The 21,743-nt window shown below is 68.5% G+C and carries 23 protein-coding genes and 2 tRNA genes; 12 read left to right on the top strand and 13 right to left on the bottom strand.

The window, feature by feature from the left end; genetic code table 11:
• Positions 1-204 precede the first annotated feature (204 nt).
• The gene (locus tag DP939_RS00745; RefSeq protein ID WP_113977597.1) at positions 205-1,056 is read left to right on the top strand and encodes an alpha/beta fold hydrolase; all 852 of its coding nucleotides are present in this window, start codon (positions 205-207) and stop codon (positions 1,054-1,056) included.
• A 187-nt stretch (positions 1,057-1,243) separates the two neighbouring features.
• Here DP939_RS00745 and DP939_RS00735 read toward each other — a convergent pair whose 3' ends face one another.
• The gene (locus DP939_RS00735) at positions 1,244-2,083 is read right to left on the bottom strand and encodes an enoyl-CoA hydratase/isomerase family protein (protein WP_113977595.1); all 840 of its coding nucleotides are present in this window, start codon (positions 2,081-2,083) and stop codon (positions 1,244-1,246) included.
• A 259-nt stretch (positions 2,084-2,342) separates the two neighbouring features.
• Here DP939_RS00735 and DP939_RS00730 point away from each other — a divergent pair, with 259 nt between their 5' ends.
• Complete coding sequence (locus tag DP939_RS00730; protein WP_113977593.1) at positions 2,343-3,023, top strand: L-2-amino-thiazoline-4-carboxylic acid hydrolase; 681 nt, start codon at positions 2,343-2,345, stop codon at positions 3,021-3,023.
• Positions 3,024-3,081: 58 nt separating this feature from the next.
• Here the strand turns inward: DP939_RS00730 and DP939_RS00725 are convergent, their stop codons facing one another.
• From DP939_RS00725 to DP939_RS00715, 3 genes are all read right to left on the bottom strand, one after another.
• Positions 3,082-3,663 carry a GNAT family N-acetyltransferase gene (locus DP939_RS00725; RefSeq protein ID WP_113979441.1) on the bottom strand — a complete coding sequence of 194 codons (582 nt, stop codon included), beginning with the start codon at positions 3,661-3,663 and terminating at the stop codon, positions 3,082-3,084.
• A 45-nt stretch (positions 3,664-3,708) separates the two neighbouring features.
• Positions 3,709-4,323 carry a DUF4291 domain-containing protein gene (locus DP939_RS00720; RefSeq protein WP_113979440.1) on the bottom strand — a complete coding sequence of 205 codons (615 nt, stop codon included), beginning with the start codon at positions 4,321-4,323 and terminating at the stop codon, positions 3,709-3,711.
• 166 nt (positions 4,324-4,489) lie between these two features.
• A complete protein-coding gene (locus DP939_RS00715) occupies positions 4,490-4,840 on the bottom strand; it encodes a beta/gamma crystallin domain-containing protein (RefSeq protein WP_147267802.1) in 351 nt (116 codons plus the stop codon).
• A gap of 397 nt (positions 4,841-5,237) precedes the next feature.
• Here DP939_RS00715 and DP939_RS00705 point away from each other — a divergent pair, with 397 nt between their 5' ends.
• On the top strand, positions 5,238-5,495 hold the full coding sequence (locus tag DP939_RS00705; RefSeq protein ID WP_113977586.1) for a hypothetical protein: 258 nt from the start codon (positions 5,238-5,240) through the stop codon (positions 5,493-5,495).
• An 819-nt stretch (positions 5,496-6,314) separates the two neighbouring features.
• Here the strand turns inward: DP939_RS00705 and DP939_RS00700 are convergent.
• A complete protein-coding gene (locus tag DP939_RS00700) occupies positions 6,315-6,614 on the bottom strand; it encodes a YrhB domain-containing protein (RefSeq protein WP_113977584.1) in 300 nt (99 codons plus the stop codon).
• 248 nt (positions 6,615-6,862) lie between these two features.
• Here DP939_RS00700 and DP939_RS00695 point away from each other — a divergent pair, with 248 nt between their 5' ends.
• Positions 6,863-7,225: a hypothetical protein gene (locus tag DP939_RS00695; protein WP_199564886.1), complete on the top strand. Its 363-nt coding sequence runs from the start codon at positions 6,863-6,865 to the stop codon at positions 7,223-7,225.
• A 337-nt stretch (positions 7,226-7,562) separates the two neighbouring features.
• Here DP939_RS00695 and DP939_RS00690 read toward each other — a convergent pair.
• Positions 7,563-7,651 (bottom strand) — tRNA-Ser (locus DP939_RS00690).
• Between the two features lie 165 nt (positions 7,652-7,816).
• A complete protein-coding gene (locus DP939_RS00685) occupies positions 7,817-8,380 on the bottom strand; it encodes a YceI family protein (RefSeq protein WP_113979439.1) in 564 nt (187 codons plus the stop codon).
• Between the two features lie 103 nt (positions 8,381-8,483).
• On the opposite strand from DP939_RS00685, the gene DP939_RS00680 reads away from it, so the two are divergent.
• Entirely contained in the window at positions 8,484-8,963 is a 480-nt protein-coding gene (locus tag DP939_RS00680; RefSeq protein WP_113977581.1) for a MarR family winged helix-turn-helix transcriptional regulator, read from the top strand.
• A 29-nt stretch (positions 8,964-8,992) separates the two neighbouring features.
• On the opposite strand, the gene DP939_RS00675 is transcribed toward DP939_RS00680, so the two are convergent.
• Positions 8,993-9,493, bottom strand: coding sequence for a SigE family RNA polymerase sigma factor (locus DP939_RS00675; RefSeq protein ID WP_113977579.1), 501 nt, complete (start codon positions 9,491-9,493; stop codon positions 8,993-8,995).
• 580 nt (positions 9,494-10,073) lie between these two features.
• Here DP939_RS00675 and DP939_RS00670 point away from each other — a divergent pair.
• Positions 10,074-11,102: a hypothetical protein gene (locus DP939_RS00670; RefSeq protein ID WP_113977577.1), complete on the top strand. Its 1,029-nt coding sequence runs from the start codon at positions 10,074-10,076 to the stop codon at positions 11,100-11,102.
• Between the two features lies 1 nt (position 11,103).
• On the top strand, positions 11,104-11,934 hold the full coding sequence (locus DP939_RS00665) for a MauE/DoxX family redox-associated membrane protein (RefSeq protein ID WP_113977575.1): 831 nt from the start codon (positions 11,104-11,106) through the stop codon (positions 11,932-11,934).
• 165 nt (positions 11,935-12,099) lie between these two features.
• Here the strand turns inward: DP939_RS00665 and DP939_RS00660 are convergent, their stop codons facing one another.
• Positions 12,100-13,281, bottom strand: a complete 1,182-nt coding sequence (locus DP939_RS00660) for an ATP-binding protein (RefSeq protein ID WP_113977572.1) — start codon at positions 13,279-13,281, stop codon at positions 12,100-12,102.
• Positions 13,282-13,599: 318 nt separating this feature from the next.
• The gene (locus tag DP939_RS00655) at positions 13,600-14,022 is read right to left on the bottom strand and encodes an uL11 family ribosomal protein (protein ID WP_113977570.1); all 423 of its coding nucleotides are present in this window, start codon (positions 14,020-14,022) and stop codon (positions 13,600-13,602) included.
• Positions 14,023-14,066: 44 nt separating this feature from the next.
• On the opposite strand from DP939_RS00655, the gene DP939_RS00650 reads away from it, so the two are divergent.
• A complete protein-coding gene (locus DP939_RS00650) occupies positions 14,067-14,990 on the top strand; it encodes a MerR family transcriptional regulator (protein ID WP_113977568.1) in 924 nt (307 codons plus the stop codon).
• A gap of 29 nt (positions 14,991-15,019) precedes the next feature.
• On the top strand, positions 15,020-15,772 hold the full coding sequence (locus tag DP939_RS00645; RefSeq protein WP_225877979.1) for a M15 family metallopeptidase: 753 nt from the start codon (positions 15,020-15,022) through the stop codon (positions 15,770-15,772).
• 14 nt (positions 15,773-15,786) lie between these two features.
• On the opposite strand, the gene DP939_RS00640 is transcribed toward DP939_RS00645, so the two are convergent.
• Both DP939_RS00640 and DP939_RS00635 read right to left on the bottom strand, forming a co-directional pair.
• Positions 15,787-16,104 (bottom strand): hypothetical protein, encoded by a 318-nt coding sequence (locus DP939_RS00640; RefSeq protein ID WP_113977565.1) that lies wholly within the window; start codon positions 16,102-16,104, stop codon positions 15,787-15,789.
• A gap of 401 nt (positions 16,105-16,505) precedes the next feature.
• Entirely contained in the window at positions 16,506-17,354 is an 849-nt protein-coding gene (locus tag DP939_RS00635) for a hypothetical protein (protein ID WP_113977563.1), read from the bottom strand.
• Between the two features lie 214 nt (positions 17,355-17,568).
• Between DP939_RS00635 and DP939_RS00630 the strand changes: the two genes are divergently transcribed.
• Both DP939_RS00630 and DP939_RS00625 read left to right on the top strand, forming a co-directional pair.
• Entirely contained in the window at positions 17,569-18,429 is an 861-nt protein-coding gene (locus DP939_RS00630; protein WP_113977561.1) for an NUDIX hydrolase, read from the top strand.
• Positions 18,430-18,493: 64 nt separating this feature from the next.
• Positions 18,494-18,580 (top strand) — tRNA-Ser (locus DP939_RS00625).
• Positions 18,581-18,591: 11 nt separating this feature from the next.
• Here the strand turns inward: DP939_RS00625 and DP939_RS47505 are convergent.
• Positions 18,592-20,646 carry a MinD/ParA family ATP-binding protein gene (locus tag DP939_RS47505; protein ID WP_225877978.1) on the bottom strand — a complete coding sequence of 685 codons (2,055 nt, stop codon included), beginning with the start codon at positions 20,644-20,646 and terminating at the stop codon, positions 18,592-18,594.
• A 125-nt stretch (positions 20,647-20,771) separates the two neighbouring features.
• Between DP939_RS47505 and DP939_RS00615 the strand changes: the two genes are divergently transcribed.
• On the top strand, positions 20,772-21,728 hold the full coding sequence (locus tag DP939_RS00615; protein WP_113977558.1) for an NAD(P)H-quinone oxidoreductase: 957 nt from the start codon (positions 20,772-20,774) through the stop codon (positions 21,726-21,728).
• Positions 21,729-21,743: the final 15 nt, after the last annotated feature.

Here is a 21,743-nt window from a genome sequence, read left to right as displayed (position 1 = left end):
GTCCGAGCCTCAAACGCGGGGTTCAACCCGCTTCAGCGGGGCCGTGTCCGGATGCGGAACTGGATCGGGTCGTGGAGGGCCGGCCCTCCTGAGGCGTTCATGGTGGCGCGCGATCCAGGCGTGGCCAATTGACTTGCACACAAGTTAGTTGTCTTCTATTGTCTTGCCCACAGAGAGAGCGCACCACCCGCAAGGAGCCACACGATGTCCCGCAAGAACCCCTCCGCCGCCCGCACCTTCGGCCGTACCGTCGCCGGTCTGGCGCTCGCCCCCGTCCTGGCCGGTTCGCTGCTCGCCGCCACCGCGACCAGCGGCAGCGCCGCCGCCGCGCAGACCGCCGGCGCGGCCAAGGAGAAGCCCACCATCGTGCTCGTGCACGGAGCCTTCGCCGACGCCTCAAGCTGGTCCGGGGTCATCACCCGGCTGCACCGCGACGGCTACCGCGTCATCGCCGTCGCCAACCCGCTGCGCGGTCTGAGCAGCGACGCCGCCTACGTCCGCAGCGTCCTGGACAGCGTCAAGGGGCCGGTGGTGCTGGCCGGCCACTCCTACGGCGGTTCGGTGATCACCGAGGCGGCGGCCGGAGACCCCGACGTCAAGGCCCTGGTCTACATCGCGGCCTTCATCCCCGACGCCGGGGAGAGCGCCGCCGCGCTGGCCGCGAAGTACCCGGGCAGCACGCTGGGCGAGACCCTGGCCACCTCCTCCTACCCGCTGCCGGGCGGTGGCACCGGCACCGAGGCCACCATCCAGCAGGACAAGTTCCGCAAGCAGTTCGCCGACGACGTCCCCGCGGGCACCGCCGCGATCATGGCCGCCACCCAGCGCCCAGTCTCCATCGCGGCCCTGGAGGAGAAGGCCACCAAGGCGGCCTGGAAGACCGTCCCCTCCTATGCGCTGGTCGCCGGGAAGGACAAGAACATCCCGCCGAAGGCGCAGTACTGGATGGCCGAACGCGCCCACGCCCGCACCGTCAGCGCCAAGAACGCCTCCCACGCGGTCGCCGTCTCCGCCCCCGGAACGGTCGCCGACCTCATCCGCCGCGCCGCCCACTGACGGCGGCCCCACCAGGGCGCCAAAGGTCTCGTGCGCGACGCCGAAACCCAAATCCGCCACCAGCCGCCGCTTCCAGGGCCGCTGCACGATCGCATGCGTCAGCCGCCGCGCCACCGACGGCGGCCCCCACCGGGCACCGAAGGCGTCCTTCCAACCGGGAGGACGCCTTCAGCCTGCCCGCCCCCGATCAACCCCTGAGGCGATCGGCGGCGATGCCGAACATCTCGTGCGCGACGCCGAAGCCCAGATCCTCCACCAGTCGCCGCTTCCAGGGCCGCTGCACGATCGCGTGCGTGAGCCGTCGCGCCGCCCGCGGGCTCTTCATGATCTGCTCGGCGATCTCCCAGGCGCGCGGCAACAGCCGTTCGCCCGGCAGCACCTCATTGACCAACCCCAGTTCCAGCGCCTGCCGCGCGCCGATCGGCTCGCCGGTGTAGAGGTGGTACGCCGCCCGCTTGGTACCGATCAGATGCTGCAAGGTCAGTTGCTGTCCGTCGCCGGGCGCGACCCCGGTCGGCAGATGCGGATCGACGATGGTCGCGGACTCGGCCGCCAGCGTGATGTCACACAGCAACGCGAACTCGGTATGGGCGACACTCGGCCCGTTGACGGCCGCGATCGTGGGAATGTCGATGCCGAATATGAAATTCTCCAGCACTTTCACGGCATCGTAGTAGGTGTGCTCGTACGCGAAATCCTTGGGCCGCGGCTCCCGCATGAACTCCCGCGTCCCCTCAGCCCCCGTGGCGGCGGACGGCGCGGCGAGCCACTGATCCCCGGTACCGGTGAGAATCAACACCTCATTGTCCGGATCGTTGCCGATCTCCTGCCACGCCTGCCCCCACGCATTGTGCATGGCGAACCCGAACCGCGCGGGCCCATCCCCCGTGTGCATCCGCACCTCGATGATTCCGTCACGGCGCCGCATCCTGAAGTACTCGGCGTACTTCTCCGCATACGCCGCGAAGGCGGGCCGCGGCACATAGCCACCGGTACGTGCATGCCATTCATCAAGCTCTCGCGGCATGGCGACCCTACTTTCTCGCAAAGCTAACCGGAGCCTTCCTCCGAATTTATCGGAGGGAGGCTCCGGTTGACAACCCCGGCCGGTTCGACGCGGCGGCGAAGGCGTGCGAAACTGGCCGGGACAACATCAATCATGCTTGTCAGCGCCTGGTCGGTCGGTGGAGTGCGCTGGCGTGCTCGCTCGTCCCGCGAGTGCGACCAGAGACGCCTCCAGGCGTGACCTGGTCGTGTGCGGCCGAGCCGTACCCGAAAGGCGCACGATGTCCACCGACAGATTCCACCTCTCCGAGGGCGACTACGTCCCGGACCCCGACCGCGACACCACGATCCTGCTCGACGGCTACTACGCGCACATCGCCGCTGCTCTGCGCGACCACGCGCTCCCCCCGGCCCTGGTGACCGAAATGCGGTCACGCCAGTCCGAACTGGAAGCGGCCAACCGGCACCTGATCGCCGACGAGCCCTCCCGCCACAACCTCCGCCTCACGCTGGCCCTCGTCGCGGCCTACGAAATCCTCACCCCGCACCTGGGCCGGGAGACGGCCATGCACGCCGTACGCACGGCGTTCATCGAACCCCTCAGCGACACCATGCAGGCAGGCACCCGCGCGATGCTGGACGCCGCCCCAGATCCCTTCGCGGCCATGGTCGCCATGTCCAGGTCCCGTGAGGAACACGCCTTCGGCACCACGTTCGTCTTCGACCGCACGATCGACGACGACCAGCGCTACCACCTCGATGTCCGCCGCTGCTTCTACCACGACGTCCTGACGGCCAACTCCGCCCCCGAGCTGACCCCCATGATGTGCGCCTTCGACGCCAACTGGATCGACGCCATCGACCCCGAAGCGCACGGCTTCCGCTTCGACCGCCCCACCACCATCGGCCTGGGCGCCTCCCACTGCCCCTTCCACTTCACCCGGATAACCCCCGCCGACTGACACCTGCGCCATTCCGACCTGTGCCGGGGCTTAGCCCCGGCACAGGTCGGAGCCACTTTCAACGAGCAGGCAGAGTGGGATGCGGAAGACCGGAGATCCCGGCCATGTCATTGGTGATGGCCCACCGCTCATGCCCCCGCCAGGCCCCATCGACGAACAGCAGGTCGGGCGAATAACCCTCATGACGGAAACCGTGCTTCTGGACCAGCTTGGTGGAGGCGTGGTTGTCAGGCTGGATCTGCGCCTCCAGCCGATGCAACCGCAGTTCCTCGAACGCGTACCGCAACACCAGCCCAAGCCCCTCCGACATGTACCCCTGCCCGGCATAGGGAGTGAAGGCCGCATAGCCGAGCGAGCCGTTCTGGAAGCGCCCCCGAATGATGCTGTTGATGTTCACACTCCCCGCGATGGCCCCGCTATCAAGCAGGCACACCAGCAACCCTTCGGCGGAGCGCCCCGCATCGAACCGGTCGAGGAAGTCCAGAAACTCCTTCGCGGTAGCGGGCAGCGAAACCATCGGATGGTGCAACTCAGCACTGGCCCGTACGCGCTCCAGAAACTCCTCCTGATCACCGAAGTTGATCCGCCGCAACACCACCCGACCGGACCGCCCCAGCTCGCCGCTTCCCTCATCGAACATGGAGTGCACGCTATCGGGGGCCCGCCCCTGACACGAACGCGCCACCTAGCCAGGGTCCCGGCCGGAATCGGCGGGACTCGTGGCACCAATGGCCCGGCCAAGGTCCGCCGGCAAGGGATAGGGGCTCTCGCGGGGCACCATCTCCGTGACGTCCTGGCCGTCGCGCAGTGCCCGGTGAATCTCGTGGACTCGATCAGTGAGGTCGTTGATCCCCACGATCCACTCGTCGAGGTAACGCGTGACGGCCTCCCCGGAGAGCCCCACCTGAATCGACCGATACGCCAGAGGATTGTGGTGCGGATCGCGTTCAGGGTCCCACTGAATCCGTACCGGGCTCGCCCGCAGCCGTTCCTTCCACGCCGCCTGATCGACGCCATCCGCCGGATGGCTGAGACAGGAATGCCGGAGCACCCATTCGAAACCCTCCCGCGTGATGTCAATCCCCAGCACCCTCGTCTGCCCGGCCTTCGTCCCCCAGCCGCAGCGATACATCATCCAGAGGAACGACGGCTTGATCCAGGTCATCCGCTCCCGCTTGAACGGCGCCACGAACCGCTGAGCGACGACCGCCGGCACCGCGATCGCCGGATCGTAGGCCTGGTACACGGTGATGGTCTCGTCGGTGAAAGCGGCACGAATCTGCCGGTACAGGATGTTCACCCCACCGACAATGGAGAACCACGCCCCCACCGAGCAACCGAATTGACCACGCTGACAGCGGGTCGCCCAGAGGACATCGGGCGTGACCCGGGTGGTCGCGGAGACTCCGCACAACCGGCGCAAGGACCGCGCGACGAACACGCGGCCCTTGCCTACGCCCTACTGATCACCAGACCTGGATGGCCGTGATCTTGTGAATCCTCGGCTGGTGATAAGCCACCCCGTTCTTGCGGTCGATCTGCCCCCATTCTACGGGGCTTCCGATATTACGCTGGAACGCATAACGGACCCTGTTGTTCCCGGACCACACGGTGTGCACACCGTAAATGGCCACCGACAGGGCTCCGCCGTTAGCGAAACACACCCTGTAGTCGTTATGGAACTCAAGATACTCCGAATAGACCCACGAGGGGCACTTCACCGCGTTGGTGGCATGCGCCGGGGTGGCGGGCATGGCCACCAGAACGGTCAGCGCAGCCGCCGCGGCACCCAAAGCCCCGCGAAATAGCTTTCGCACTGCCTATCTCCTTCCAGAACCTTCGCACTTTCGGCACCATCATGATGATCAGCCCCAAGGAAGTTCGACAGCCCATTCCGCTATCCACTTATTATCCATTTATTAGCCACCTATCCACGCAGGTCATGCTCGGGAGCCCCACGACGATCCCCCACAATGGCGACCCCAGACCCTGGGCGGGGACAGTGGCGGCCCCATCCGACGCGAGCAGGAGGCCGGAGACGTACGAGCCCCCGGACCGAACCAGCACCAGGGCCGGGCCGCCGAAAATCAAAGCAGTTGCATAGAGGGGAGCCGACGGCACATGATCGGAAACACGGCCGTCCCGGCGTCCACCATGCCGCGCTTGAGCCGCACTTTCCCTTCGTGGCACCATTGACCAGCAGCAGGAGACCCCGTGGCCGAGGAAGAGGAGGAAGTACCCATAGGCCAGGCCCTGAACGGCCTTGACGTCTACCCGCTTCCCCAAGGATGGACGGCCCTGGGCGCGATAGTCCTCGTGAAGTGCCTCGATGAGGAAGGCCACTCCTCCTGGGCCTTCAGGACCACCGACGGACTGAGCGACGAAGAACTCCTCGGTGCCCTGACCGTCCGCACCGACCTCCTCCGCCGCAAGCTGTACGACGCGTACACGAGTGACGCCGACGATGAATAAGGACTGAGCGGTCCTTCCAGTTGCTTCCCAGGTGTCGCCGACCCTGTCGCGCTCGGCCCGATCCATGGGCAGGAGTTCCGGCGGACCCACAGGGCTCGCATTGCCCGTGGGCCGCTGACTTGGGCGGTTGACGGGAGGCGATGCGACATGTGATTCTCAACTCAGCGTTCTGAGCGCTGGATTCTGTTTTGTGGGTGCGCGGCCTCCGTGCATGATGCGTTGCAGGCTCCAGCGACAGACACCGACTCCGGAGGTGACTCTGTCGTGTCATTGGCTTTCGCTGTCTTGATCACCGTTATCCCTTGGTTGGTGCTCGGTCTGGTCGCGCTCATGCGTGCACGCCAAGAGGACATCCCTAGCGTCATTCGCGCTCTCGCCCGATGGGGGCGCCGTTGACGGCACGGGAAAGTCGCAAGCTCTGTCGGGCTGCCCTTCTCGTCGCTGTTCCACCTCCGGGACATCGAGTATCGTCGATCGCCCCGGGCCAGGTTCGGCGACCGGCCATGCCGTGACGACCATAAGGGTGCATTTGTGCGGCGGCCCGCACCGCCGTACCCTGGTGAGCGGGGGCCGAGCACTGACCTCGGCGATTCCCTGCTTACAAAGACAGATGTCAATCTTCCTTGACCTGTGAAGACGCATCTCAGCACGCTGATCGTGTTCCCGCTGTTCCCCCTCGTTCCCGCCCCATCGGCGCGCGGCGGGCACGGCGTCGAACTGCCGATGGTTTTACAGCTCGTGACCGCTCTAAAGGCGATACAGGCTTCGACCTGGGGTGCAGAGTAGCCCGTCTCGGCCGCATAGGACCGCCGCCTGCCACTACTCCCCCGATACCTCGTGATCGCGGATGTAGTGCTCAATCGGGTAGGCGGTGCCTGTGGGCAAGATCGCACCGTTGCGGCGGCCGATGAGGATCGGCGCGTTACCACCCAACGCGGCGGTGGACTCTCCGGTTCGTAGGTACCGGGCAGATTGGTAGTGGTAAACCCAGCCGATTGAGCACTCTTCCATGGCGGACACGACGAAGGTGTCCTCCGGATCAAAGTACGCACGTCCTTCTTCGCAGAGGCGGGCTATCTCGGCTTCCGCAAGGCGTCGCGCTTCCGGCTCAGTCAGCACCCGTCCATCATGATGCGCGGGCGCCCGTCACCACCATCCGAAGCAGGACTGCCGCGCCCTAGCAGACCTCAACCACGTCACTCGGTGAGCCGTGCCGAGGTACGAAGCACGGATCCTCGATCGCCCCCAGCCATCTACGGAGGCCGGTGATGTAGTGGCGATCGTAGGGCTGTATCTGTGTGGCGGCGAGGCAACCCCGGCCGGCGCGTTCGCTCCGTACGGCGGAGCAGGCGCGCGGTGCCCGCCCGGTGACAACACCGAGCACGATCGCGCCCTGCGCGACTACATCGAGACGTTGCGGTCCTTCCGGCAACCGGGAGAGCGGGTTCTGGGTCGCCTCGGTCGATCCACTCGCCGCCGAACACGCGCTCACCGGCTCGGTACCGGCCACGGCGGTCAAGGCGGCGGCGGTGCTCAGTGACGGCGCGTCCCGGCTGGTCGATCTGTTCGCGCTGGCGACCTGGCGTCAGACCATGGACCTCCTGCGCGACGACGGCCCGGCCGCATTGATCGAGGCGGTACGGCACGCGGAACACTCCGACCCGCACGGCGAACGCCGGCCACGCGGCAAGCCGTTCGACGACGCCACCGCCGCCTACTGCCTTCCGTAGACAGGTCGAGCATCGGCTGCTATATCCTCCGCGAGATCGTCAAGGCACGCGACTTCGACGCCAAAGGCGACGTACAGGCCAAGGACGAAACCACCGGCCTGCCCCGCCAGGCAGGTACCGGTGATGGACGCCGACCCCACCCCCTGTGCTACCGGGCCTGCCCATCGCGCCCGCCGAGTTCGACGGCATCGAGGTCCGGCCGTACGTCCACCGGGCCACCCGACGGCCGGCCGCATCGGGGGCACTCTCTCGGGCGATACCTGGGCAACTGCAACCACGACATCCATGGAGATCGAAAAGGCCCTGCTCCCGAACGCGGGAGAGGGCCCTTGATGTGCGGAGGCTCCGGGATTTGAACCCGGGATGGGCGTGAACCCAAACCGCATTAGCAGTGCGGCGCCATAGACCTGACTAGGCGAAGCCTCCTGGTTGCCACTGTGGCTCACGACAGCGTACCGGCAGCGGGGCCAAGCGGCAAAGCGGATTGGCAGGTGGAGGGGCGAAACCACCTCTCGACTCCACCAAGGGGCAGGGCCCGACATCCTTTGTCCACAACCTGTGGACAAAGGATGTGGGCAAGTGGCGGGGTGGTCAGGCGGCGGGCTGGGCCTCGGCCTCGATCTCTACCTTGACCTTCTTGCTGACCAGGACGCCGCCGGTCTCCAGGGCCTGGTTCCAGGTGAGGCCGAAGTCCTCGCGGTCGAACTCCGTGGTGAGGGAGAAACCCCATACTTCCTGCCCCCACGGGTTCGTCCCGGTACCGCCGTATTCGACGGTGAGCTGGACCTCCTTGGTGACCTCCCGGATGGTGAGGTCGCCCGCGACGGTGAACTCGCCGCCGGAGCGGCCGATGAAGCGGGTGGTGCGGAACTTCAGCTCCGGGTACTTCTCGGTGGCCAGGAAGTCGTCGCCGCGGAGGTGGCCGTCGCGGTCGGCGACGCCGGTGTCGATGCTGTCGGACGCGATGGTGACCTCGGCCGTGGACTCCGTGGGGTTCTCGGCGATGGTGATGCTACCGGAGAACTTCGTGAAGCTGCCGCGGACCTTGCTGACCATCATGTGCTTCACCACAAAGCCGATGTTGGAGTGCACGGCGTCGATGGTGTAGGTGCCGGCGGTCGGGATCGTGAGACCTTCCCATGCACGGGTGCCCATGGTCTTCTCCTCGCGAGGATAGTTGAAGAGCGGATGGTTGCTCACTCAGATTTCTATCGGACCACTATTCCTCTCGTCAACTAACGTCGTCTACACTGTTCGAATGCACTCGTTCGACGACCCCAGACTCACCGCCATGGGCCTGCTTACCGAAGTCCAGACCGGATTGTCCGCGAAGATGGAGCCGTCGTTCGCCGCCGCCGGGCTGTCGGAGATCGACTTCGAGACGCTGATCCGGCTGTCCCGCTCGCCTTGCCGCAGGCTTCGGATGAGCGACCTCGCCGCCCAGACCACCCTGTCCACCAGTGGCATGACCCGCGTCGTCGACCGGCTGGAGCGCGACGGCCTGGTCGAGCGCCAGGCGTGCGAGACCGATCGGCGGGCCTCGTACGCGGCGCTCACGGGCGCGGGGGCCGACGCGCTGGCGAAGGTGCTTCCGCAGCACCTCGACGACATCGAGCGGTGGTTCACCGGGCTGCTCACCCCCGAGCAGCTGGACGGCCTGCTGGCGGCGCTGCGCGTGATCCGTGACGTCGTACGGCCGTGCGCGACCGCGGGGGCGAGCGGCGAAGAGGGCGCATAGCGGGCGCATGGCCACGGCATTCGGCCTAGTCAGGCGCGGCGTTGTGCCGGGACGACGAGTTCGCCGCGGAGTTTGGCCATGGCCCGCGAGACCGTGCTCTTGACCGTGCCGACGCTGATGCCCAGCGTCTTGGCGATCTCCGGTTCGGTCATGTCCTCGTAGTAGCGCAGTACGACCGCGGCCCGCATCCGCTCCGGGAGCCGGTCGAGGGCCTGTTCCAGCAGTTCGTACGCGTGCTCGTGGCCGGCGTGCGGGGCCGCGGGCGGCTCGGGCAGTTCCTCGGCCGGGTACTCCTCCAGCTTGCGCCGCCGCCACCAGGAGATGTTGATGTTGACCATGGCCCGCCGCACGTATCCGTCGAGGGCCGCGCGGTCCTGGATGCGGTCCCAGGCCAGGTACGTCTTGGCGAGCGCGGACTGGAGCAGGTCCTCGGCGTCCACGGGGTTGCCGGTGAGCCGGCAGGCGGTACGGAGCAGCGCCGGTCCGCGCGCCTCGACGTACGCGCGGAAGTCATCGGTTTGCACGTCCATCACGATCACCCGCCGACAACAGAGGGGCTTGCCCGTGCGCCTCGGTACCGTGTCACGGCCATAGCCCCCACGCCGGGCAGCATTTGCCGGACACCTCCCTTGTGGCCAGAATCGCAGCCGGACCGCCTGATACGGCTGAACCGAAATCCAGGTTTCGCCCTGCCAACAGCAAAGAAGGGCCAACTAACGAGACAGGAGCAACAGGACCCACTCGGCGACCAGAGGCCAGAGCGGGCCATCCAGCCACAGCGGCATCGGCCGGCGCTGTGGACAGCCGGAGCACAAACCGCGAGAAACCGCCAGGTAGCCGATACCCCTGGTCAGGGTAAGGATTGCTGAGAAGCGGTAGGCGTACTTTTCCACTCAGGGACGGAAATGTCTATCTGCCACACCATCCGTCGGGAAATATCAGCAGAACATACTCGATACACCCTCTGCCCGTGTGAGGCTGTCTCCTGAGAGGTCATGGAGGGGCCTCGCAGCGGCCAGCCCTGTGGCCGAGAGAGGGGATCGCCGGACCTCGTGCACCGCGAGGACGCCGGTGAGCACGGACGACCAGAAAGACGATTGGGACAGGCGGATGACCGACCCGACCACCGTTCACCGGCGTCGCGCCCTCGCCGCGGCCGCACTCGGGCGCACTCCCGAGCGGCCGGAGAGCCCGGACGGCGGCCAAGAGCCGCTGCGCGCGGTCACCGGGCGGATCCTCGACGCGAGCCCGCACATGATCGTCGTCGAGGCCGGGAACGGGACGGAGGAGCGCCTGGTGGTCGCCCCGTGGGCGGTCGCCTGGCGCGGCGGTGACGTGCCCGTCACGGATCTGCCCGCAGGGACGAACGTGGTCATGCGTACGGTTCACGAAGGCAAGGTCGTTGACCGGATATGGGCTGACACGACCCGGATCACCGGGACGATCGTGTCGATCCGCCCGGACGGCAAGGACCAGCTCGTCGAACTGGACGCCGGTCCGCACCGGGGCCGGCACACGATCGTCATCCCTTATCGGGCGTCTGGAAGACTCCGAGTACGGCATCCGAAATTCGAGCCGGGGTACCTCTTCGATGCGATCGGCGTGCGCGAGGGCGACGTACTGTCCGCGCGGCTGCCCGCCACCTCGCAACCGCCCTACCGGGCGCGGGCCGTACCGGTTCCGCCGCCCGCGTACGGCGGGGCGCAGTCCCGCGTGGCCGGCACGGTCACCTGGTCGGACGCCATCCCGGAGAGCGGACACCGAGTAGAGAGCGGGCGCCGGGCACGGAACGGACACCGAAGCACCACGGACCAGTACATCTCGGGCGACGGCCACGGAGCCGCCTACCCCATGCTGGAACGGTCCGACAGCGGCTGCGACGACGCGGGGACATCGTGCGCGGGCCTGCCGTACCTCGCGCTGGGTTCGCTGCTCAATGTGCAGAACACCTGCACCGGACGCGCGATGTCGATCCCGATCGTCGCCTGCGGCTGCCTCGCCGGGCGATTCTGTGACCGGTGCGTGGAATGCGACACATCACCGCGCGGCAGAATTGCGGAGGTGTCGCCCGTCTCTTTCGTCGAACTGGGTGGAGACCTGATCAAGGGGTGTTTCAATGCCAGGATCGGATTGGGGTGACATGCCGGCGACGGTCGCCTCGGCGCAACTGCCGCTGGTGGTGTTACTGCTGGCGCTGGGGAGTGCCGCGAAGGTGGCAACGATCCGCGCCGACGCCGAACCGGGCGGGCTGACCAGGCTCGGACCGGCCGTACTAGTGCCCGAACGCTGGCGTGTGCCGGCGTTCGCCATATGCGCGGCGGGCGAGCTGACGCTCGCCGCCGGGATGACGTTCACGACACATCCGTTCTTCCGCTGGGCGACGGCGGGATTCTTCGCCATGTCCACCTATGTGCTCGTCGATCTGCGGCGGCGGCGTCCCGACGTGGGGTGCGGCTGCTTCGGCGAGGTCAGTTCGCGTCCGATCGGGGTGCGCTCGATCGGCCGGACGGTACTGCTGACCGCCATGGCCGCCGGCACGCTCGTGTACCCCGGCACCGGATGGGCGGCGATGTCCGGCATCACCTGGACGATGGCGGGATGCATGGCGGTGGGCCTCGCGCTGCTGGCCGTGTTCTCGCCGGAGCTGGAGGAGGCGCTGGCGCGGCTCCGGCATCGCGCGCCGTGCGAACAGCGCCCGCTCGCGCCGGGCACCGCGCTCTCCCGGCTGCGCGCCAGCGCGGCCTGGGACGACCACCGGATGCTGCTCACCGGCGGCGAGCCGGTGGACAGCTGGCGGGAACTGTGCTGGCGGTTCTTCGCGTTCGCCGGCCGGACGCCCGACGGGGCACCGGTCGACGTGGTCTTCGCCGTCTACCTGAGCGGCCGACGACCGCCGGTGCGGGCGGCGGTGGTGAGCGCGGACGGCGTGCCGGTAGAGCCGCTACGGGAATCTATCCCCGTATCGGCCTGACGCTAGAACGCCATATAGAAGCCCAGAATTAGGAACCTAGGAACCGAGGACAGCTCGATATAGCTCTATACGGCTCTCTAGCTTCCCCACTAGAGAGCCGTATAGAGGTCTAGGAGGCCGGCTCGGCCACACAGATCAGGGCCGCACAGATCAGGGCCGCACAGTTCAGACGGGCTGCGCGCGAAGGAACTTGCCGAAGTGCGGGACGGTGAACGCGATCAACCCCCGTTCGGCGCTGTAGATCAGGCCCTTCTTGATCAGGCTGTCGCGGGCCGGGGACAGGCTGGACGGCTTTCTGGTCAGCGCCTCGGCGACCTCGGCGGTGGCCACCGGCTCGTCGCCGATGGAGGCCATGGCGTGCATGTAGTCGCGCTCGGCGGGGGTGGCGCGCTCGTAGCGGCTGCCGAAGAAGCCCACCGCCAGCTCGGCCTCGGCCTCGGGGGCGGCCAGTCGCACGTCGTCGGCGGTGATCGGCGAGCCGAGCGCGAGATCCCAGGTGACCTTGCCGTACGCCTGGACGAAGTAGGGGTAGCCGTCGGCCGCCGTGTACAGCGCGTCAAGCGCCTCCTGGGTGAACTCGACCCCCTCACGCTCGGCCGGCGCGATCAGCGCGTGGTCGGCCGCCGCGCGATCGAGACGGTCGATGCGGGCGTAGCGGAACAGCCGCTCGGAATAGCTCTTGCTGGCGCTGAGCACGCTCGGCAGGTGAGGCAGGCCCGCGCCGACCACGATCAGCGGGCCGCCGCTCTGCGACAGCTCGTGGCAGGCCGCGCACAGCGCCGAGACGTCGGCGGCCTGCACGTCCTGCATCTCGTCGATGAACAGCGCGATGCCGACCCCGAGGTCGGTCGCCACCGAGGCGGCGTCGACGAACAGCTCGGTGAGGTCGATCTCCAGGTCGCCCGAGTCGGCGCGGCCCCGGCTCGCGGGCACGTCGATGCCGGGCGACCAGTGGGAGGTGCCCTTGGCGGCCGAGGGGTCGCGCATCGCGAACGCCTTGAGCACGCCGAGGAAGTCTTCGATGCGCTCGGGGGCGCGGTGGCGCGGGGCCAGCTCCCGGATCGCCATGTGCATCGCGGCGGCGACCGCCCGCCGGATGGACTGGTCGGGCCGGGCCTCGATCTTGCCGGTGCCCCACAGGCGCTGCATCGCCATCGACTTGAACGTGTTGAGCAGCACGGTCTTGCCGACGCCGCGCAGCCCGGTGAGGACCATGCTGCGCTCGGGGCGGCCACGGGCCACCCGTTCCAGCACGACCTCGAACTGCTGGAGCTCACGATCGCGGCCGGCCAGCTCGGGCGGACGCTGCCCGGCCCCGGGGGCATAGGGGTTGCGCACGGGATCCACGCTCTCGGACTTTATGACGGGATATAGCGGCCGTCGTAGATTTCCGTAGAAAGTGCTACGGCGTGTCGCCCGCGGCCGACCCGGAGCCTTCGGAGCGAGCAGGTGCGGTGCCACGTTGAGCGTCATAGCGCACGCGGGGACGGGCGTCGCGATGATCGCTCTTCCCATGGCGCACCCCTCGCAGGTAAGATCGTGGTCCGAACCCGTGTTCGATCCGATTGCTATCGACTTTAGCGCGGCATCGAACACCTGCGCGAGTTTTTCGCCGAATTCCGAGTAAAGATCTTGCTGGCTCGCGTCGCCGCAGGTCAGAGCCCCTTACCCTTTCACGACCAGGCCCATCGAGCGTGCCGTGCCGACGATGATCTTCTCGGCCTCCACCGGGTCATCGGTGTTGAGATCGGACATTTTCCCGCGTACCACCTCCTGAAGCTGCTCCCGGGTGATCGTCCCCGCCGGCGTGTGGCCGGGCCGAGGGCTGCCCGCGGCCAGCCCGGCGGCGTGCCGCAGCAGCGACGCCGTGGTCGGCTTCCTGGTCACCATCTCGAAGGAGCGGTCGTCGAAGACGGTGAGCACCGCCGTGACGTCGAACCCGCGAAGGTCCTGGGTCGCGGCGTTGTACCGCTTACAGAACTCCATCAGGTTGACGCCGAGCGGGCCGAGGTCCTTGCCCACCGACGCCGGGTTCGCCTCACCGGCCCTGGACTGGATCTTCACTACGCGACTGATCTTCTTTGCCATGAGCGGCACGCTAAAGTCTCCAGTTACGGGAGGCTCAAGCGAATATGTACACCATCGGCCAGCTCTCCAGACTCTCCGGGCTACCGGTCAAGACGATCAGGTTCTACTCCGACAGCGGCGTACTCCCCGAGTACGAGCGCACCCCCGCCGGCTACCGCCTCTACCGCGAGGAGGACAGGGCCCGGCTTGAGGTCATCAGGACCTTGCGGGAGATCGGGGTGGACCTATCCACCATCCGCGGCCTCGGCGACCGCGACCTGCGCGACGTGCTCACCCTCCACCTGGAGGCGGTCGAGACGCGGCTGCGGTCGCTCCAGCGCACCCGCGCGGTACTGCGCGCCACCCTGGACCGTACCGACCCGACCGACGAGGACCTGCGCAGGCTCAACGCCCTCGGCAGGTACGGCGCCGCGGAGATGCGCCGCCTCGCGAACGACTTCGCCGACGACGTCGCCAGCGGTAACGCCGCGCTGGACGAGTGGTTCGCCTGCCTGCGCGAGGCCATGGTGCCCGACCTGCCGGACGAGCCCACCATCGAACAGCTCGACGCCTGGCTGGAGCTGACCGAACTCCTGGCCACCGACGACTACCGCGAGAGCCTGCGCGGCCAGGGTTCCGACTTCTGGGACGACGCCAACGAAATGGACCTGGCGGCGTGGCAGCAGGCCAGCGCGCGGGTCATGGAGGAGGCCACGGCCGCGCTCCGGGCCGGGGTGGAACCTGACTCACCGGCCGCCGCGCCGATCCTGGCGCGCATCGTCGCCCTGAACGCGGAGGGACGCCGCCAGCCGTACGACGCGGCGTTCTGGCGGACGCTGCGCAAGGAGTACGACGAGCACGACCCACGCTCGCACCGGTACTGGGAGCTGATCTACACCATCCGCGGCCTGCAGTGGCCGCCGGAGCAGGTCACCGCCCACCGGTGGATCGGCGACGCGCTGCGCCGCCACGATCACCCTGCGGGCTGAGCCGGTCACTCGTCGCTTAAGCTGCGTATGTGGCCTCACGTGGGAGAACACTCCAGCCGGCACTTCTGCTGTCCGGGTGCCTGGCACTCGCGACGGCCTGCGGCGCGGGCAACGCGCTCGGCCCCACCGGCGGCACCACCCCCCAGCCCCCGGTGACGAGCGCGCCCCCGCCCGCCACCCCGACCCCGAGCCCGTCCCCCACTCCGACCGGGCCTCCCGAGTACACCGCCAAGGTCTCCAAGGTCGCCCGCGCCGACGTCCCCCACTCCTGGCGACCCGGCTGCCCGGTCCCCCTGCGCGACCTCCGCCTGGTGACCCTGACCCACTGGGGTTTCGACGACAAGGCGCACACCGGCGAACTCGTCGTCCACCGCGCGGTCACCGACGACATCGAGACCGTCTTCAAGCAGTTGTACGAATGGCGCTTCCCCATCAAGCAGATGAAGCGCGTCGACGCCTACCGCGGCAGCGATTTCGACTCCATCGAGGCCGACAACACCTCCGCCTTCAACTGCCGCGCCGCCACCGGCTCGGGCAACTGGTCCAAACACGCCTACGGCCAGGCCATCGACATCAACCCCAGGGAAAACCCCTACGTCACGGCCAGCGGCTCCGTCGCCCACGCCAACGCCCGCAAATTCGCCACCCGCCCCATCGACAAGCCCGGCGTGATCAACCCCGGCGACCGCGTCGTCCGCGCCTTCCAGCGCCTCGGCTGGGAATGGGGCGGCACCTGGTCCGGCACCAAGGATTATCAGCACTTCAGCAAGGGCGGCGGCTGACACCCGCCCGTTCGTCAGTGCCGGCGATGCTCCGTCCAGCCGTAGTCGTCCAGCCGCCGGGCCGCCTTCAGGCGTTCCTCTTCGGTGAACAGGCTTTCGTATTCGGCCTGCACCATGTGGGCTTCGACGGTGAGGTCCAGGCGGCCACGGGTCCACAGCGTCGTGAAACCGTCAGACGGCGTGTCGGCCCACACGAGCTGCTTGGCGGTCGCGACCCCGCCATGCTCGCTGAGCATCTGCAGAAAACGCCTGGCGTCGTAGCCGAGCTCCCGTTTCGCCGTCTCGTAAACGGTCACCATGGCCCGATGAAACCGCCGTCCGAGCTCGTCCATATCGCCTCCTCGACAGCCACGTCCCGATCGCCACAAGCATCGCCCGAAACACGGATCGCCGGGGCCGACTTCCCGATGTGATCTGTTGGACGCCCCGATTTCGTTCACTGGGAGATGAGCAGGCCCCCGGCTGGCCCCTGGACGCCCGGGCGATGCCGATCAGGACCCATCGTGCCCACTGCGGGAGGGGCAGGGTGAGCGCCGATCATGTGCAGGCCACGATCACGGCGAAGGCCAGGACGGTGAAGGCCGGTCGCCGCCGTGCTCCGCGTCGATCAACGGGCATTTCCTGTGTGGCCTTCGGTTCGGTATCGCGTGCCTTTCTCCGGGCCTTGGCAGCCGCCGCCGAAGCGATCAGTCATATCCCGATTTCCCCCATTAGCCGTGGCGGAGGTGAGGGGTCAGCGGTCTTTGGTGTAGGTGAGGGTGGCGTTGTCGGGGATCAGGTGGTGGGGATTGATGGATTTGAAGTGCCAGTCGGAGCCGCCCTCGGTGATGTAGGCGCGGGTGTACGACTTGGCGGGGGCGGTGACTTTGAAGAGGTAGCTGGAGGGTTTGCCGTTTCGCCAGGTGGCGGGGATGGGGATGGCGTGTTTTCCGCCCTGGGATGTGACGGTGAAGGCGGCGCGGAAAGTGCAGGTGCTGCGGGTGGTGGTGAAGTTGAGGACGAATTCGCGTGAGTCGCCTTTGTCGAGGGCGACCTGCTGGGTGAAAGGGCCGGAGAGGGTGCCGGAGCGGGTGACGTTCTGGGCTATTGGGCGTGGGGCGTCGAGGTTGAAGCCGATGGTGACCGGTGGGGCGGTCTCGCCGCCGTCGCCGATGGCGGGGAGGCGTACGGCGGTGCCGTGGAAGAGGGCGGCGCACTTCAGGTCGCTGAGTTCGGCGCCGTGGATGAGGGCCGTTGTGGGGTGCTGGGCCGTGACGGTGATGGCGGTGCCGGTGACGCCCAGGTGGATGGTGTTCGCCTGGAGCCAGTGGATGATCTCGTAGCCGTTCATCGGGAACCGCATTCCGGCGACGGAATGGACTTGGTCGCTGGCGTACCAGGCCGGGCCGAACCAGGAGGTCCCTTCGGAGACAAGGATCGGGTCTCCTGATTCGAGTTTTTCGTTTTTTTCCTTGTCTTCGAGCGCTATATCCGTGGTGCGGTGGCTGTCGCAGTACGCCAGTCCGGCGAGGGTGGTGCCGACGACCGCCACCAGGGCGGTGGCGATGCCCAGTGGCGTCGTCCAGCGATCTTTATCCGGCATGACGTCCCTTCCCTTTCGAATGGGCCGCAGTATAGGGAAGGAGCTCGGTTGCCGGGCGGTGATAATTGAATGTGGGCCCACTTACCGTTTGGCGACGGTTGTCGAATAAGGCCGGGATTTCCCAGAGACGGAAGGTAAAGCGATCCCCATGCGGCCGCCGTCATCCGCCGTGAGCGGACGGTGGCGAGCTGATGGCTGGGGCAAGATGGAGCCCATGGCGGCCAACGACGGCGACGGGTGGGCTCAGTGCGGGCGCGGGCATCGGCATTGGGGCGTCCACGGCGCGTCGGGGCTGCTGGCCGTACATCATGACATGACCGGCACGCCTTACATCCTCATGCAGAAACGGTCATGGTGGAGCCACTACGGGGGGACGTGGGGGATTCCCGGGGGTGCTCGGGACAGCCATGAAGACCCGGTCGTCGCGGCGCTGCGCGAGGCGCGGGAGGAGGCCGGGCTCGACGGCGAGGGGCTGCGGGTGCAGGGGGTGTACCACGACGACCACGGCGGGTGGACCTTCGACACGGTCATCGCGGAGGCGGCGAGCCTGCTCCCGGTCTCGGCGAGCGCGGAGAGCGACGAACTGGTGTGGGTCGCCGCCGACGAGGTCGCGGACCGGCGGTTGCATCCGGGGTTCGTGGAGACGTGGCCGGACATCCGGCCGGCGCTGAGCCCCGTGGTGCTGGTGCTGGACATCGCGAACATCGTCGGGGCGCGGGCCGAGCACGGGTGGTGGCGGGATCGGGCCGGAGCGGCGGCGAAGCTGTTGTCGGCGGTACGCGATCTGGCGGACGACGGGCTGCGGGCCGCGCCAGAGGGGTTTCCACGGCTGGCACGGTGGTTCCCGCGCGTGGTCGCCGTGGTGGAGGGGGCCGCGCGCGGGGTGAGCGGGCCTCCGGGGGTCGGCGTGGTACGGGCCGAGGGCAGCGGCGACGACGCGATCGTGCACACCGTACGCGACCTCCCGGCCTGGGAGCGGGTCCTTGTCGTCACCGCGGACCGCGAGCTGCGGCGGCGGGTGAACGAACTGCACGCGGCGGTGACCGGCCCGCGCTGGCTGCTCGACCAGCTCTGACAGATCAAGGGGTGGATAAAGGGCCGCGAGCAGGGGGGCGGCAGCGCTATCGTTGGTGTCCACGGGAGGGTTCGCATAGTGGACTAGTGCAGCCGCCTTGAAAGCGGCCAGGCCAGCGATGGTCTCGTGGGTTCGAATCCCACACCCTCCGCAGATCTCCTTTCAGCGGACCACCGTGGTGGGCACAGGGGCGAAGCCGTCGCCGACCGAGGCGGCCAGGCGCAGGTAGGAGTCGCGGGTGGCCTCCTGGAGGCGGTCGAGGTCGATCTCGGCGCCCTCTTCCAGGTGCGGGTCGTACGGCACGCGTACGACCTCCCGGCAGCGGGCCGCGAAGTGGGCCTCCAGCTTGTCGAGGTCGACCGTCGACTTCGACCTCGGGCGCACGCTGCACAGCACCACGTTGGCGTTGCGCACCAGTTCCTCGTAGTGGTGGGCCTCCAGCCAGTCGAGGGTCGCCGAGGCGGCCCGCGCGCCGTCCACCGAGGGCGAGCTGACCAGTACGAGCTGGTCGGCGAGGCCGAGCACGCCCGACATGGCCGAGTGCAGCAGGCCGGTGCCGCAGTCGGTGATGCAGATCGAGTAGAAGTTCTCCAGGACCTGGGCGACGGCCTGGTAGTCGCCCGCGCTGAACGCCTCCGACACGGACGGGTCGCGGTCGGAGGCCAGGATCTCCAGCCGCGAGGGGGCCTGTGAGGTGAAGGCCCTGATGTCCACATAGCGCTTGATCTGGGCGCGTTCGTTGAGCATGTCGCGTACGGTCGCCGACGTCTCCAGCTCGACCTTGTCGGAGAGCGTGCCGCGGTCGGGGTTGGCGTCGACGGCGATCACGCGGTCGCCGCGGATCTGCGCGAGCGTGGAGCCCAGGCCGACCGTGGTGGTGGTCTTGCCGACGCCGCCCTTGAGGCTGAGCACGGCGACGCGGTGGTGACCGCTGGCGACCGGGATGCGGGCGCGGGCGATCAGCTCTCTGCGGCGGCGTACGACGGCGGGCTCGCCGGGCTTGATCCAGCCGGCGGACGCCTTGTAGACCAGTTTGCGCCAGCCGCCCGAGGGGCCGTTGCGCCGGCCGCGCAGCAGCGAGTCGGGGTCGAGGCTGTCGGCGTTGGGGCGGCCGGACAGGTCGGGGACGGCGGAGGCGGGCTTGCGCGCGCGCCGCGTGGAGTGCTGGGCCGGGGCCGGGCTGAACGTCGGCGCGACCGGGGGCCGTTCCGGCTGTGCCTGTGGCTGTGGAGAGGGGGCGGGGGCCGGGGCCTGCGCGGGCGGCTGGGGCTCGGCGAGGCGGCGGCGGGCCTGGTACGCCGGGCGCTCGGCGGCCTCCGAACCACCGGGATCGGTGCCCGCGGAGATGCCCGGCGAAGTGCCCGCGGAGATCCCGGGCGAAGTGCCCCCCGACATCCCTGGCGAAGTGCCTTCAGAGACGCCTGGTGGGGTCAGTGACCACTCGGAGGGCAGCGAAGGCAGGGAGGGATTGGTGGGGTTGGTCGGGCCGGTGGCCGGGGCGGACGGGCTCCACGAACTCCACTGGCTCTGCTCCTGCGCCGCGGGCTCCTCCTCCGGGAGCCGCAGGGACGCCGGAGGAGGCGAAAGGTCCTCCGCCGTCGTGGACGACGAGCCGGACGGCTGGGCCGCCGCCGTCTCCTGCTGCTGCTCCGGCGGCTCGAACAGGCCGCGCTCCCCCGGACGCAACGGCGGCACCGCACCGAACGTGTTCTCGTACTCCGCCACGGACCTGGGCGGCGTCACATCGGGCGAGGACACCTCCGGCGACGCCTCGGAGGGCACGTCCGGCGCGGGAGCGGGCTCGGCTGCCTCCTGCCGGGGCAGCGGGCGCAGCGGCTCCAGGAATGCCTCGTCGCCCGTCTCCGCCCCCTCCCCGGCCTCAGAACGCTCAGGAGGGGCGGGCGGCAGCGTGAAGGCCCCGGAGACCTCCGCGGCCTGCTTCCACTCCTCGGCCGGAGCAGGAGCAGGAGCCGGAGCAGGAGCAGGAGCAGGAGCAGGGTCGGCTGCGGCGGCGGAGCCCGAGGTACGGGACAGCGCCGCCGGATCGGCCTCGTTGGCCGCCGCCAGCCAGGGGTCCTTCGGATAAGGGGAGACCACGGTGTCTTCCACGGCCGTGGCCACGACACTGGTCGGAGCCTCTTCGTTCTCCTTGATCGCGTCGAGCCAGGCGAGCTGTTCTTCGAGCGAGTGGGGATCCTCACGATCGTGTCGTGCCACCGTTTTCCCCCTAGGGGCTGGGCATATCAGGTGCAGCAAACACATTGCAGGTTATCGCCCCGCGTTCCAGCCAACAGGGCAACGGTCAACTTCTTCCCCCCTGGCCGGGCGCTAGCGTTGACGGCATGCGTGCCATCGTCATCTCCCGTCCCGGCGGTCCCGACGTGCTGAGCTGGGAGGAGGTCCCCGATCCGCGCCCAGGGCCCGGTGAGGTGCTGGTGGAGGTCGCCGCCTCCGCGGTCAACCGCGCCGACCTGCTCCAGCGCAAGGGCTTCTACGACCCGCCGCCCGGCTCCTCGCCCTACCCGGGGCTGGAGTGCTCCGGGGTCGTGGCGGAGGTGGGTCCGGGCGTCGAGGGGTACGCGCCGGGCGACGAGGTGTGCGCGCTGCTGTCCGGCGGCGGGTACGCCGAGCGCGTGGTCGTGCCCTGGCAGCAGCTCATGCCGGTGCCCGAAGGAGTGTCGCTGACCGACGCCGCCGCGCTGCCGGAGGTGGCGTGCACGGTGTGGTCCAACGTGTTCATGACGGCGCGGCTGCGCCGCGGCGAGACCCTGCTGGTGCACGGCGGGGCCAGCGGGATCGGCACGCTGGCGATCCAGCTCGCCAAGGCGTACGGCTCGCGGGTCGTGGTCACCGCGGGCTCGGCGGAGAAGCTGGCCCGCTGCCGCGAGCTCGGCGCGGACGACGGGGTCAACTACCGGACCGACGACTTCGCCAAGGCGTTCGGCGCGGATGTGATCCTGGACATCATCGGCGGCAAGTACCTGAAGGACAACGTCCGCGCCCTCAACACCGGCGGGCGCATCGTCGTGATCGGCCTGCAGGGCGGCACGAAGGGCGAGCTGGACCTCGGCGCGCTGCTGGCCAAGCGCGGCACGATCCACGCCACCACGCTGCGCTCGCGGCCGGTCGATGAGAAGGGCGTGATCGTGCGGGGCGTGGTGGACAACGTATGGCCGCTGATCAGCGCGGGAGCGGTCCGCCCTGTGGTGGATATCACGGTCCCGCTCGCGGACGCGGCCCGGGCGCACGAGGCGCTCGAAGAAGGCGCCCACTTCGGGAAAATCCTGCTGGTCCGGTGAGCTAGGTTGAGATTC

It is taken from the genome of Spongiactinospora rosea (assembly GCF_003315795.1).
Taxonomy (GTDB): Bacteria; Actinomycetota; Actinomycetes; order Streptosporangiales; family Streptosporangiaceae; genus Spongiactinospora; species Spongiactinospora rosea.
This window is presented reverse-complemented; position numbering and strand designations above follow the sequence as displayed.

Excerpts from the sequence above, each read along its gene's own strand:
- DP939_RS00665 (WP_113977575.1), top strand. The coding sequence starts at position 11,104 with ATGCCGGCGACGGTCGCCTCGGCGCAACTGCCGCTGGTGGTGTTACTG.
- DP939_RS00680 (WP_113977581.1), top strand. The coding sequence starts at position 8,484 with ATGCACTCGTTCGACGACCCCAGACTCACCGCCATGGGCCTGCTTACC.
- DP939_RS00685 (WP_113979439.1), bottom strand. The coding sequence starts at position 8,380 with ATGGGCACCCGTGCATGGGAAGGTCTCACGATCCCGACCGCCGGCACC.
- DP939_RS00735 (WP_113977595.1), bottom strand. The coding sequence starts at position 2,083 with ATGCCGCGAGAGCTTGATGAATGGCATGCACGTACCGGTGGCTATGTG.
- DP939_RS00745 (WP_113977597.1), top strand. The coding sequence starts at position 205 with ATGTCCCGCAAGAACCCCTCCGCCGCCCGCACCTTCGGCCGTACCGTC.
- DP939_RS00650 (WP_113977568.1), top strand. The coding sequence starts at position 14,067 with ATGTACACCATCGGCCAGCTCTCCAGACTCTCCGGGCTACCGGTCAAG.
- DP939_RS00675 (WP_113977579.1), bottom strand. The coding sequence starts at position 9,493 with ATGGACGTGCAAACCGATGACTTCCGCGCGTACGTCGAGGCGCGCGGA.
- DP939_RS00730 (WP_113977593.1), top strand. The coding sequence starts at position 2,343 with ATGTCCACCGACAGATTCCACCTCTCCGAGGGCGACTACGTCCCGGAC.
- DP939_RS00640 (WP_113977565.1), bottom strand. The coding sequence starts at position 16,104 with ATGGACGAGCTCGGACGGCGGTTTCATCGGGCCATGGTGACCGTTTAC.
- DP939_RS00635 (WP_113977563.1), bottom strand. The coding sequence starts at position 17,354 with ATGCCGGATAAAGATCGCTGGACGACGCCACTGGGCATCGCCACCGCC.
- DP939_RS00670 (WP_113977577.1), top strand. The coding sequence starts at position 10,074 with ATGACCGACCCGACCACCGTTCACCGGCGTCGCGCCCTCGCCGCGGCC.
- DP939_RS00630 (WP_113977561.1), top strand. The coding sequence starts at position 17,569 with ATGGCGGCCAACGACGGCGACGGGTGGGCTCAGTGCGGGCGCGGGCAT.
- DP939_RS00725 (WP_113979441.1), bottom strand. The coding sequence starts at position 3,663 with ATGTTCGATGAGGGAAGCGGCGAGCTGGGGCGGTCCGGTCGGGTGGTG.
- DP939_RS00615 (WP_113977558.1), top strand. The coding sequence starts at position 20,772 with ATGCGTGCCATCGTCATCTCCCGTCCCGGCGGTCCCGACGTGCTGAGC.
- DP939_RS00655 (WP_113977570.1), bottom strand. The coding sequence starts at position 14,022 with ATGGCAAAGAAGATCAGTCGCGTAGTGAAGATCCAGTCCAGGGCCGGT.